This window comes from Cupriavidus sp. DF5525 (genome assembly GCF_040149425.2).
GTDB lineage: Bacteria > Pseudomonadota > Gammaproteobacteria > Burkholderiales > Burkholderiaceae > Cupriavidus > Cupriavidus pickettii_A.
Genome location: NZ_CP168266.1, coordinates 1,165,269 through 1,177,675 on the forward strand (window position 1 = coordinate 1,165,269; position 12,407 = coordinate 1,177,675).

Sequence of the window (12,407 nt, forward strand, 5' to 3'; positions counted from 1 at the left end):
GCGGGACGGGACCTCGGGGGCTGCGATGAAACGGGTGGCGATCTACGGATGGGTCTCGGCAGCCGTCGCTCTGGTTCTCGCTGCCGGCGTGGGCTCCGCCTGGCTGCTGCAGCCGAAGCAGCGCGCTCTCACGCAAGCAGACATCGACGCGGCCGTGCTGCACACGCTGGAAACCAAGAGCCTGCCGTCGCGCACGGCCAGGGCGGCCGAGGCGGTTCGCGAATCGGTGGTGGAAATTCGCAGTTTTACGCCAGCGGAAAAGAAAGCGGAGGCGGCGTCCTCTCCCCAGGCCAGGCGTGCTCCCCCTGCCAAACGTCCCGAATCCTCCCCGCCAGCCCCATCCACCCCGCGCGACGAGTTCGCCATGGGCGACCGACCCGGTGGCAAGGACGAGGCCGAGGGCCAGCCCGAAGATCGCCACATCGGTTCGGGCGTGGTCGTGACCGAAAGCGGCATCGTCCTCACCTGCTACCACGTCGTCGCCGGCGCCCGACGCCTGGAGATCAGGTTCCATGACGGTCACACGTCCGAGGCCTCGGTGCTGCAGACGAACCCGGAGAAAGACCTCGCCATCATCCAGGCCAAGTCCATCCCCGACGACCTGCCGGCGGCGACGCTCGGCTCCAGCCGGGGTCTCGCGCCCGGCACCGAAGTCGTCGCGGTCGGCTTTCCGTTCGGCATCGGCCCGTCGGTATCTGCCGGCGTGGTGTCCGGACTCGACCGCAAGTTCGTTTCACCAGACAACAAGCAGAACCTGGACAGGCTCATCCAGTTCGACGCCGCCGCCAATCCAGGCAACTCCGGCGGACCGCTGGTGAATATGGATGGCGAGGTGATCGGGATCGTCACCGCCATCCTCAACCCCAACAAGAGCGGCACCTTCCTCGGCATTGGCTTTGCCATCACGATCGAAAGCGCCGGCGTTGCCATCGGTTCTTCTCCTTTCTAAACGCGGAGGCCTATGAACGACCAGACCAGGGGCGCTGTGGACAGCGCCAACTTGATGGAACGCCTGCTGTATGAGGTGAAGCGTGTGGTGGTCGGTCAGGACCACTTTCTCGAACGGGTGCTAGTGGCCATCCTTGCCGGCGGCCACTTGCTGGTGGAAGGCGTGCCGGGCCTGGCCAAGACGCTGACGGTCAACACGCTGGCCAGGACCATGAGCGGCTCCTTCAAGCGCATCCAGTTCACGCCGGACCTTCTGCCAGCCGACCTGATCGGCACCCGCATGTATAACCAGGGCACGGGCGAATTCTCCACCGTGCGGGGGCCGGTCTTCGCCAATCTGCTGCTGGCCGACGAAATCAACCGTGCGCCGGCCAAGGTGCAGAGCGCATTGCTCGAAGTCATGCAGGAAAAGCAGGTCACCATCGCCGGCGAAACCCATTTGGTGCCCACGCCCTTCCTCGTCATGGCGACGCAGAATCCGATAGAAACCGAAGGCACCTACCCCTTGCCCGAGGCGCAGGTCGACCGCTTCATGATGAAGGTCCTGGTGGGATATCCCAGCGAGGAGGAGGAGGTCGTCATCGTCAACCGCGTCACCGGCCCCCAGATCAGCGTGAGCCCGATCGCCACGCCCGAGCACCTGGCCGGCCTGCAGGAAGAATGCCGCAAGGTTTACGTGGATCCGGGCCTGATCCAGTACGCGGTGCGCGTGGTGGCGGCCACCCGCAAACCAGGGACCTACGGCCTGGCCGACCTGGATCGCTACATTTCCTTCGGTGCCAGCCCCCGCGCCACCATCGGCCTGATCGAAGGCGCGCGCGCCCTGGCGTTCCTGCGCGGCCGGGACTATGCCCTGCCCGAAGATGTGATCGACCTCGTGCCAGACGTACTGCGCCACCGCCTGGCGCTCTCTTACGAGGCCATGTCCGATGGCGTGACCGCCGACCAGCTCGTCACCCGCATCTCGCAGGCCCTGCCGGTCCCCGAGCGGCCGCTGGAATCCCATGTTCGGGCGGCTGCGGGCTAGGCGCCGGCGCGGCCCGGACGCCGCACCCGACGGCGCACCTGTCGACGGGGCGCTTGCCCGCCTCGGCCCAAACCAGACCGAGGCCTTGTTGCGCCGCCTGGAATGGACGGTGGTCCGCCGCCTCGATGGCCTGCTGCAGGGCGACTATCGCACGCTGTTTCGCGGCTTTGGGCTGGACCTTGCCGACCTGCGCGAATACCGTCCCGGCGACGACGTGCGGCACATCGACTGGAACGTGACAGCGCGGCTGCAGACGCCGCACGTGCGTGAGTACCAGGAAGACCGAGAGGTCTGCGCCTGGTTCCTGCTGGACCTGAGCGGATCGGTCGATTTCGGCTCCGGCAGCGTGCGCAAGCGCGATCTGCTGAGCGACTTCACCACCGTCATGGCGCTCCTGTTGACGCGCTATGGCAACCGGGTCGGCGCAGTGCTCTATGGCGGGGCCACAGACATGGCCGCGTCCGTGGTACCGGCGCGCGCGGGGCGTCGCCACTTGCTGCACCTGCTCGACCGCATGCACGCCACGCCAGCCGCGTCCCCGGGCGACACCCGCTTGCGCGACCTGCTGGAGTGCGCACGGGCTGTCGCCAAACGCCGATCGGTGCTGTTCGTCATCTCCGACTTCATTAGCGCCCCGGGCTGGCAAGCGTCGCTCGGCATGTTGGCCCGGCGTCATGAAGTCGTCGCCGTGCGGCTGGTCGATCCCCTGGAGATGGCCCTGCCCGACCTGGGCCTGGTCGTGATGCAGGATGCCGAGACCGGAGAGCAGATGTTCGTCGACACGCATGACCCGGCCTTCAGGAAACGCTTCGCCGCCGCCGCCGAGGCGCGCGAGGCCGAACTGCGCCAGGGCTTCACGCTGGCCGGCGTGGAGTGCCTGACGCTGTCGACCTACGCCCGCCTGGACCTGGCCCTGTTGCAATTCGCCTGCCGGCGCCGTCGTCAGCAAGGCGCCGCCAAGGGGGTCGCATGATCGATGCGATGAGTCGGTTGCCCGTCTTCAGCTTCCTGTGGCCCGGCATGCTGTGGTTGCTGGCGTTCGTCCTCATGCTGGCCGCTGGTTATGTCTGGCTGGATGCGCACCGGCGGCGCCCGACGGCGCACTATCCCGCCCTGAAAACCGTCGGCCTCGCCATCAAGGGCGGCGCGAGCTGGCGCCGCCACGTGTCACCCGCGCTGACCCTGCTGGCCCTGGCCGCGTTGATCTTCGCCATCGCCCGTCCCCAGGCCGTGATGACGCTGCCCTCTCGCATCGAAACCGTGATCCTGGTCATCGACCTGTCCGGCAGTATGCGAGCGCAGGATGTTAAACCCAGCCGCATCCGCGCCGCCCAACAGGCAGCCAAAGTCCTGCTGGACGCGCAGCCCGCGGGCGTCAGCGTGGGCGTGGTCGCGATGGCCGGCACAGCCGGTGTGGCGCAGGCTCCCAGCCGCAGAAAGGATGACGTGACCAAGGCGATCGACCGCCTGCAGCCGCAAGGCGGCACCGCCCTCGGCAACGGCCTGCTCATCGCGCTCACGACCCTGCTGCCGCAGGCGGGCGACGACGCCGAGCGCCTGATGAACGACGACGCCACGCCGCCGAAGAAGCCTGAGACATCCGACGGCGGCGACACCGTTACGCCCGGCTCCTATGCTGCCGGTGCGATCGTCCTGTTCTCCGACGGCGAAAGCAACGCCGGCCCGGGCGCGATGCAGGCGGCCCAACTTGCCGCCGCGCACGGCGTGCGCATCTATACCGTGGGTGTCGGCACGACCGAAGGCGTCGTGCTCAGGGTCGACGGCTGGTCGGCCCGCGTCAGGCTGGACGAGAAGGTATTGAAGCAAGTCGCCGACGCCACCGGGGCCGAGTACTTTCGTCTCGAGGATGCCTCCAAGCTGAAGAAGGTGTACCGGGCGCTCCACGCGAGACTGGCGTTCGACAAGCGCGAACAAGTCGAAATCACCGCGCTCTTCGCCGCGCTGGGCGCGCTGCTGGCGGCCTGCGCAGGGCTGCTGTCACTGTGGTGGTTCGGGCGCGTGATGTAGCCCGATCGCCAGTCGTCGCGCGCGATTTGGCTTTCCGAAATTCCTGATGCCACGACCGGTGGAACACTGGCTGAAGGTTCTGCGCGGCGTACTCCCCATTTTCAAGCACGCGGTTAACGCCGGTGTTATCCGATGGTGCGTGTCACGTCGTCTCGCACGCGCCTGTACGCAGGCCTTGCCCGCATCCTCAGACAGCAGCCGGCGTAGCGCTCAGGAACGGCGTGATATGTCGCATTGCGCGCGAAACGTACTCCTCCTTTTCGCCAACCGGAGCGACATAGTGAAGCGCGCTTTCAGCGGCCTCGACACCCTCCAGGCGCGCAAGGATCCACGCGGCGAGGTAATGCGACGCAAGACAACCACCGGTCGTGGCGATGTTCCCTCTGGCGAAGAACGGCTGATTCAGCACGTTGACACCGGCTTCCTGAAGCCAGGGTTTCGTCATCAGATCCGTGCAGGCAGAAACGCCATCAAGCAGGCCAAGCCTGGCTAGCACCAGTGTGCCCGAGCACTGGGCGCCGAGCAGTTGCCTGGCCGGATCGAACTGGAGCTGCGACATCAGCCTGGCGTCCGCGACAACTTCCCTCGTCTGCACCCCGCTACCTACGATGACCGCGTCGGCAGCCCTTGCATCGTCAAGGGAAGCCTGTGCTTCGATGACCAACCCGTTCATCGATGTAATGCGGGCAGTCGGGCTGGCGATCGACACGCGCCAATCCGGCTTCTTCACGCGATTGAGGGTGCCCAGCGCAATGATTGAATCGAGTTCATTGAAGCCCTCGAAGGTGAGTATGGCGATATGCATGGTGTCGTCGTCCTAAGGGATTGCGATGACGCATCGTATGACCACCACACGCTACAATCAAATAATTGTCATGGATACAAGTCAGCATGGCAGTTGCCCGCTACAAGGTGCTGGTTGATGCATTTGCCGCCGATATCCGCTCGGGGCGGCTGCCGCCGGGAACACGCTTGCCGACCCACCGCCAGTTGGCGACCAAGGAAGGGCTGGCACTGGTTACCGCGACACGCGTCTACGCGGAGCTGGAAGCCATGGGCCTGGTCAGCGGAGAGGTCGGGCGCGGTACATTCGTCAGAGAAACCATCTTGCCTCGTGGCCTGGGCATTGACCAGCATGCGACAGCAGCTGGCATGCTGGACCTGAACTTCAATTACCCTTCCCTGCCTGGCCAAGCGGAGTTATTGCGTGCCGCGCTACGGCAGGTTGCCGCGTCCGGCGACCTGGAGGCTCTCCTGCGCTACCAGGCACACGGCGGGCGCCAGCACGAACGTGCTACGGTGGCGCGCCACCTTGAATCCCGCGGGCTGACCGTAGCTGCCGACCAGGTGTTGATCGTCAACGGGGCGCAACATGGTTTGGCCGCATCGGTAATGGCTCTGCTGCAACCCGGCGACGTTGTAGCGATCGATGCGCTGACTTATCCCGGATTCAAGGTTTTGGCGGCTGTGCACCGCCTGGGTCTGGCATCGATTCCTGTGACAGACAATGGTCCAGACCTGGATGCACTCGATCGATTGTGCAAGAGCCGTCGGGTACGCGCGGTATACGCCATGCCCACAATCCATAATCCGCTCGGATGGGTAATGAGTGAGACCCAGCGCCATGACCTGGTTGCGATGGCACGCCGGCACGGGCTCATCATCATAGAAGATGCGGCGTATGCCTTTCTTGCAGAGGCGCCGCCGGCGCCGCTCGCAGCATTGGCACCGGAGACTACGATTTACGTCTCAGGGCTTTCCAAGAGCGTCGCCACCGGATTGCGCGTCGGCTTCGTTGCCACCCCCAGGCAATGGGTCCCCGAGATCGAGCGAGCAATCAGGGCGACCACATGGAACACACCCGGTGTGATGACAGCGATCGCTTGTGGTTGGCTGGAGGATGGAACGGTCAGTCGGCTTGAGGCAGAAAAACGACGGGATGCGGCAATCCGGCAATCGGTAGCTGCCGGCATCCTCGCCGGGCTTCGGTGCATTCGCCATCCTGCGTCTTATTTCCTGTGGTTGCCGCTGGCAAACGAGGTCCGCGCCGACCAGGTGGCTATGGCTCTTATGCGCGACCGCGTCTCCGTCTCGACCGCGGAACCGTTTGCGACATCCGCAAATGTCCCGCATGCTGTCCGTCTGGCCCTCGGATCCGTGGAGCTGGAGTCGCTAAGGGAGGCGCTGGAGAAGGTGAAACGAGTAATCGGTGCGTACTCGTACTAAGCCTCGGAAAGCGGCGAAGATTCCCTGTTTCTACAAGCTACCAATGCGCCGACTGCGGAAACTCGCCTCGCCTGCCAGCTCACCCCGGCCCATCGCCGCAATCACTGCGCCCATAGTGCACATTCCCTGCTGAATCTGCTCGGTCGTCAGGCTGGCATAGCCCAGAACCAACCCGGCAGGCCGAGACTGGCTGTGCGGCTGAGGCCTGGCAAACAACGGTGATACCGGGTAGACGCCCACGTCCTTGCTGCGGGCAGCGGCCACCAGCGCCGGCTCGTCCTGGGGCCGCAGGGACGGCAACCACAGCATCACATGCAGCCCGGCCGCCGTACCGCTGACCTCGGCGTCCCGAGGCAGGTGGCGCGTAATGCCATCCAGCAAGGCCGCACGGCGGCGCTCGTTCTCCCGACGCATGCGCCGCACATGGCGCTCGTAGGCGCCACTTTCGATCAGTGACGCCAGCACACGCTGCTCCAGCACGGGCGCATGGCGGTCCGCCAGCCGCTTGGCCTGCCGGAACACCGACACCAGCTCAGGCGGCAGCACCAGGTAGCCGAGCCGCAGTTGCGGAGACAGCGCCTTGGAGAAGGTGCCGATATAGATCACGCGGCCGTCGGTATCGATCGACTGCAGCGTGTCGATCGGGCGCTGGCCGTAGCGGAACTCGCCGTCATAGTCGTCCTCGATGATCCAGGCGTCATGGCGCTGGGCCCATTGCAGCAGGTCCAGGCGCCGGCCGATCGGCAGCACGCCCCCCAGTGGGAACTGGTGCGAAGGCGTTACGTACGCCAGGCGGACACGATCGCCCCGGGGAAGGCTGGCGGTATCCAGGCCATGCCCGTCCACTGGCGTGGCCAGGCACTTGGCGCCGGTGGCCTCGAAGCAGCGCCTCGCTATCAGGTAACCCGGGTCTTCGAAGACGAAAGCATCACCGGCATCGAGCAGCAGCCGGGCGCACAGGTCGATGGCCTGCTGCGAGCCATGCACCACCACGATCTGCTCGGCCTCGCAGGCAAGTCCCCGGGCACGCCGCAAATATCCCTGGAGGGCGCGTCTCAGCGACGCGTCACCTTCGGGCGGGGCGTAGTACAGGCTGTTTTGCTGACGCAGCAGTTCGGCCTGGTACGCACGCCGCCAGGCCAGGATTGGAAAGTCCCGGGAAGCCACCGCGCCATACAGGAAGTCGAAGCGAACCGGTTCGGCCTGAGGCAGTCCCGGCATGCCGGATCCCGCCACGCGGCGCGCGAACTCGGACAGGGTTGGGGCAGATTTGGCACGCCGGCCCGCGGCCACCCCGGTGGGTGCCGGCGCCACGAGCGGGCTGGCGATCCGGGCCGCCCGCCCCATGGACGTGACGAGAAAGCCCTCGGCCGCGAGTTGTTCGTAGGTGGCGGTGACGGTGGTGCGCGACACCCCCAGCTCGGCCGCCAGGGCTCGCGTGGACGGCGCCCGTGCTCCCGGGTAGAGCGTGCCGTCTGCGATCTGAGCGCGCAGCAGGCCGTAGATGCGGCGTCCCGCCCCCGTGGCTCCAGGACGGTTACCGGTCGGCTGGCGAGACTGGCCCATAAAAAATCCTGAAAACTGGACCTTCCGATTGTGCCAGTTGTTGGCGAAAGTATCGATGTTTCCATCGCCCCCTGGTTCGCCCACCATGTACATCCCTGCCCACTTTGCTGAAAACCGACCAGAGGAACTCGCCCGCATCATCCGCGAGCACCCGCTGGGGATGCTGGTCACACAAGGAAGCGACGGGCTGGATGCCGACCACATCCCGTTCGAGTTCGATGCCGGCGAGGGAACGCACGGCGTACTCACAGCCCACGTGGCCCGTGCCAACACGCTCTGGCAGCGCTGCCCCACGGGCACGCCGGTCATGGTCGTGTTTCGCGGCGCAGAGGCCTACATCTCGCCCAACTGGTACCCGAGCAAGCATGAGGCGCACCGCCAGGTGCCGACCTGGAGCTACGAGGTGGTACACGCGCATGGCACGCTCGCCGTGCATGACGACGAGCGCTTCGTTCGCCGTCTCGTCGCGCGCCTGACACGGCGACATGAGGCGGCTGAACCAAAGCCCTGGAAGATGGGGGACTCCGCGCCCGAGTTCATCGACAGCATGCTGCGCAACATCGTTGGCATCGAGATCGCCATCAATTCGCTGGTGGGCAAGATCAAGCTCAGCCAGAACAGGGAGCCGCGTGATCGCCTCAGTGCCGCCAACACCCTGGAGGTGCGGGGGTACGGCGAACTGGCGCAGTCCATGCGCAAGGCTGGATGAGTAAGCGGCCATTGAAATCCGTGCATGACTGGCCCGGTCCGGGCAAAGCAACACTTCACCATTGAAGACCCCCCACACCATGTCATTCATCCCCTTCCTGATCGCTGCCGTCGTTCTTGCCATCACCCCTGGTCCGGGCATCGCCTATGTCGTTGCCCGAACGGTGGCTGGCGGCCGATCAGAGGGCTTGGCTTCATGCTTCGGCACCGGCCTTGGAGGGTTGCTCCATGTGTTCGCGGGGACCTTGGGCCTGTCGCTGGTCATTGCCCAGTCCGCCATGGCGTTCAACCTGCTCAAGTACCTTGGTGCGGCCTATCTGGTGTACCTGGGTATTCGCATGTTGATGCGCAAGGAACAGCCGATCACGGTCGATGCCGTGCCGTCTCAAGGTGGGCGCCGCGCCCTGGTCGAGGGCGTCGTGATCGAGGTCCTGAATGTCAAGACCGCACTATTCTTTCTGGCGTTCCTGCCGCAGTTTGTCTCGCCGGGCGAACCCCTGATGCCGCAGCTAGCGCTGCTGGGCAGCACTTGCGTTGCGCTCAACACGCTGGTGGACGTTGTTGCAGTGTTTGCCGCTCATCGTTTGCTCAAGTCTGGCGCCGCCCGCACGGCACGCGCCCGATTGATGACCCGTGTGTCGGGTGTCACGATGCTGGGCCTGGGCGCCTTCCTGGCGCTGGCTCGGCGCGACGCATAAATATGGGCAGTTCGGCTAAAAGTAGCTCTCGATTACCTCAAGACGCGGGCAAAAAGCGTCGCCGCCTAGCGCGCTGGTGCTGACCGAAGGAAGCCGGACGAAATCTCCCCCGCCAACAGCGGCGGCTACTTCGTCGAGCCGACCGTGTTCGACGGTGTGACCAACGGCATGCGCGCAATCAGGCTGGGGGCGCGAATTCGGGCAAGAGTCGATCGACGCCTACACCCAGGTCAAGGCAGTGATGCTGAGGATGTAGGCGCCCCGCCGCGCCAGCCCTTCTTTCACAAGGACATTTCCGGGTCAGTTCACGAGCAACGCGGCCTACGGCGTCGAGATGCCGGTGCGCCCTTGGGCCCCGCCATCGGCAGGTGACCCTTGGGCAAACGAACGCGAAGCTCGCCGCAGCGTCAATCGTCCAGCAGCGACACGTCACGCACCGCGCCCTTGTCGGCCGACATGACCAGCTTGGCGTAGGCCTTGAGGGCGGCGGACACCTTGCGTGGACGCGGCTTGGCGGGCTTCCACCCCTTGACGTTCTGCTCCTCGCGGCGGCGCGCCAGTTCCTCGTCGGACAGCAGCACGTCGATCGTGCGGTTGGGAATGTCGATGCGGATCTTGTCGCCATCGCGCACGAGGCCGATGGCGCCGCCGGCCGCCGCCTCGGGCGAGCAGTGGCCGATGGACAGGCCCGAGGTGCCGCCCGAGAAGCGGCCATCCGTCAGCAGCGCGCAGGCCTTGCCCAGGCCCTTGGACTTGATGTAGCTCGTGGGGTAGAGCATCTCCTGCATGCCGGGGCCGCCCTTGGGGCCTTCGTAGCGCACGATCACCACGTCGCCGGCCTTGACCTTGTCGTTGAGGATGTTCTCCACCGCCTCGTCCTGCGATTCGGTGACGTGGGCCGTGCCCTCGAACACGAGGATACTCTCGTCCACCCCGGCGGTCTTCACCACGCAGCCGTCGAGCGCGATGTTGCCCGTAAGCACCGCCAGACCGCCTTCCTTGGAGAAGGCGTGCTCGTAGGAGCGGATGCAACCCTCGGCGCGGTCCAGGTCCAGGCTGGGCCAGCGGGTGTTCTGGCTGAATGCCACCTGCGTGGGAATACCCGCCGGGCCGGCCAGGTAGAAGTTCTTGACGGCTTCGTCCTGCGTGCGGGTGATGTCCCACTGCTCCAGGGCATCCTTGAGCGTGGCGGCGTGCACCGTAGGCACGTCGGTGTGCAGCTTGCCCGCGCGCTCCAGCTCGCCCAGGATCGCCATGATGCCGCCCGCGCGGTGCACGTCCTCGATGTGGTACTTGTTGGTGTTGGGCGCCACCTTGCACAGCTGCGGCACGACGCGCGAGAGGCGGTCGATGTCGGTCATGGTGAAGTCGATGCCCGCCTCGCGCGCGATCGCCAGCAGGTGCAGGATGGTGTTGGTCGAGCCGCCCATGGCGATGTCCAGCGTCATGGCGTTCTCGAACGCCTTGAAGCCCACCGCGCGCGGCAGGATGGACCCGTTCTCCTGCTCGTAGTACTGGCGTGCCAGCTCCACGATGCGGCTGCCGGCGCGCTTGAAGAGCTGCTCGCGGTCTGCGTGCGTGGCCACCACCGTGCCGTTGCCCGGCAGCGACAGGCCCAGCGCCTCGGTGAGGCAGTTCATGGAGTTAGCCGTGAACATGCCCGAGCACGAGCCGCAGGTGGGGCAGGCGGAGCGCTCCACCTCGGCGACGTCGGCGTCGGAATAGGCACTGTCGGCGGCGATCACCATGGCGTCCACCAGGTCGAGCTTTTTGAACTCCATGGCCTTGGTGATGGGGTTGGCCAGGCGCGTCTTCCCGGCTTCCATGGGGCCGCCGGAGACGAAGATCACCGGGATGTTGAGCCGCATGGCAGCCATGAGCATGCCCGGCGTGATTTTGTCGCAGTTGGAGATGCACACCATGGCGTCGGCGCAGTGCGCGTTGACCATGTACTCCACCGAGTCCGCGATGATGTCGCGGCTGGGCAGTGAATACAGCATGCCATCGTGGCCCATGGCGATGCCGTCATCGACCGCGATGGTGTTGAACTCCTTGGCCACGCCGCCCGCGGCCTCGATCTCGCGCGCGACGAGTTGGCCCAGGTCCTTCAGGTGCACGTGTCCAGGCACGAACTGGGTGAACGAATTGACCACCGCAATGATTGGCTTGGAAAAATCTTCGTCTTTCATGCCAGTGGCGCGCCACAGGGAGCGCGCCCCTGCCATGTTGCGGCCGGCGGTGGAGGTCTTGGAACGGTATGCGGGCATCGTGTTGCTAAAGAAATATCGCAGAAAGGAAGCGGGCCACGGGAATATAGGCCCCTCGCGCGCCCTTGCGAACAACCTCTTGAGCTGCGCTCTGGGCAAAGGCGGCATTATCCCACACCCCTCGGTCTGTCAAACCGCGACGCACCTGCCCGCCTGAGCCATGAGGAAAAACAGGCCGCGCGCCCAAAGGTGGTGAGGATTGGTGGTGAGAAGCGCCCGTAGGATGGCATGTTCCTCGGTTTGCGTTCCGGTCAGATGGACATCACCGCGTCATGCCAATGCGCCAGCTACGTACCTGCCTTCGGGACAGCGCACACTGCATCAAACCTATCGGCCGATAACTGGCCTGCCAGCAACACTCTTCCCCGCAGGGCTTCGGGAGACAAATAAGAATGAGCCGGGAGGCATCAGTGGTGGATATACCTCCACGGGGGTGCCGCCTCCGCGTCCGGACGGGTAGCCCCGGAGGCGGCAGGCAAGTTACGCAGGGGCAAAGCAGTAGGTACAGATCTTGTTCCCGTCGGGATCACGGACATACGCCGCATACGCGGGTCACCGGCTTGCTGGCAGTTGAACGGCCGAAACTGGGACCTAGCAGATGCCTGATGAGCGCGATCCAGGTCGGTTATTCGCGAGTGATCATTGAGCCGCACGTCGACGTAAGCGCTGTTCACCAACAGCGTTGGTTGCCATCATCGGCCTCACGGTCTCGGGCATGGGCATCAGCTACCTGCCCAGGAAGTGCCTTGCACCGATGGTCGATTCTGGTGCGCTGGAGGTTCTTACGGTGAGCCCCGCGTTGCCGCCGGCGCCGTATGCCGCCATCTGCAAGAGCGACAGGAAGAGCATGCTTGTATCGGCCATCGCCGCGCTAGCTCAGGAGAACTGCGATTTCGGCCAGATGTTCCAGACCGGGTGAGAAATGCCACATTCATCCAC

The 12,407-nt window shown here is 65.3% G+C and carries 10 protein-coding genes and 1 pseudogene; 8 read left to right on the plus strand and 3 right to left on the minus strand.

Annotation, left to right across the window (positions count from 1 at the left end; translation table 11 throughout):
- Positions 1–25: 25 nt before the first annotated feature.
- The 4 genes from ABNX08_RS26585 to ABNX08_RS26600 are packed head-to-tail and all read left to right on the plus strand — an operon-like array spanning position 26 to position 4,003.
- Positions 26–949, plus strand: a complete 924-nt coding sequence (locus ABNX08_RS26585; RefSeq protein WP_022538683.1) for a S1C family serine protease — start codon at positions 26–28, stop codon at positions 947–949.
- Between the two features lie 12 nt (positions 950–961).
- Positions 962–1,975, plus strand: a complete 1,014-nt coding sequence (locus tag ABNX08_RS26590) for a MoxR family ATPase (protein WP_022538684.1) — start codon at positions 962–964, stop codon at positions 1,973–1,975.
- Entirely contained in the window at positions 1,953–2,948 is a 996-nt protein-coding gene (locus tag ABNX08_RS26595; protein WP_022538685.1) for a DUF58 domain-containing protein, read from the plus strand. Before ABNX08_RS26590 ends, ABNX08_RS26595 begins: the two co-directional genes overlap by 23 nt.
- Entirely contained in the window at positions 2,945–4,003 is a 1,059-nt protein-coding gene (locus ABNX08_RS26600; RefSeq protein ID WP_022538686.1) for a VWA domain-containing protein, read from the plus strand. Before ABNX08_RS26595 ends, ABNX08_RS26600 begins: the two co-directional genes overlap by 4 nt.
- Before the next feature lie 187 nt (positions 4,004–4,190).
- On the opposite strand, the gene ABNX08_RS26605 is transcribed toward ABNX08_RS26600, so the two are convergent.
- Positions 4,191–4,808: a DJ-1/PfpI family protein gene (locus ABNX08_RS26605; RefSeq protein WP_022538687.1), complete on the minus strand. Its 618-nt coding sequence runs from the start codon at positions 4,806–4,808 to the stop codon at positions 4,191–4,193.
- An 86-nt stretch (positions 4,809–4,894) separates the two neighbouring features.
- On the opposite strand from ABNX08_RS26605, the gene ABNX08_RS26610 reads away from it, so the two are divergent.
- The gene (locus tag ABNX08_RS26610; RefSeq protein WP_022538688.1) at positions 4,895–6,229 is read left to right on the plus strand and encodes a PLP-dependent aminotransferase family protein; all 1,335 of its coding nucleotides are present in this window, start codon (positions 4,895–4,897) and stop codon (positions 6,227–6,229) included.
- A 30-nt stretch (positions 6,230–6,259) separates the two neighbouring features.
- Here the strand turns inward: ABNX08_RS26610 and ABNX08_RS26615 are convergent, their stop codons facing one another.
- Complete coding sequence (locus tag ABNX08_RS26615) at positions 6,260–7,795, minus strand: PLP-dependent aminotransferase family protein (protein WP_022538689.1); 1,536 nt, start codon at positions 7,793–7,795, stop codon at positions 6,260–6,262.
- A gap of 85 nt (positions 7,796–7,880) precedes the next feature.
- Between ABNX08_RS26615 and ABNX08_RS26620 the strand changes: the two genes are divergently transcribed.
- Together ABNX08_RS26620 and ABNX08_RS26625 are read left to right on the plus strand one after the other, a co-directional pair.
- Positions 7,881–8,504, plus strand: a complete 624-nt coding sequence (locus tag ABNX08_RS26620) for an FMN-binding negative transcriptional regulator (protein ID WP_022538690.1) — start codon at positions 7,881–7,883, stop codon at positions 8,502–8,504.
- A gap of 79 nt (positions 8,505–8,583) precedes the next feature.
- On the plus strand, positions 8,584–9,201 hold the full coding sequence (locus tag ABNX08_RS26625; RefSeq protein ID WP_022538691.1) for a LysE family translocator: 618 nt from the start codon (positions 8,584–8,586) through the stop codon (positions 9,199–9,201).
- Positions 9,202–9,608: 407 nt separating this feature from the next.
- Here ABNX08_RS26625 and ilvD read toward each other — a convergent pair whose 3' ends face one another.
- Complete coding sequence (gene ilvD / locus ABNX08_RS26630) at positions 9,609–11,468, minus strand: dihydroxy-acid dehydratase (RefSeq protein ID WP_041681785.1); 1,860 nt, start codon at positions 11,466–11,468, stop codon at positions 9,609–9,611.
- 670 nt (positions 11,469–12,138) lie between these two features.
- On the opposite strand from ilvD, the pseudogene ABNX08_RS26635 reads away from it, so the two are divergent.
- Positions 12,139–12,387: pseudogene (locus ABNX08_RS26635) on the plus strand (LysR substrate-binding domain-containing protein); the annotation flags it as partial.
- Between the last annotated feature and the right edge of the window lie 20 nt (positions 12,388–12,407).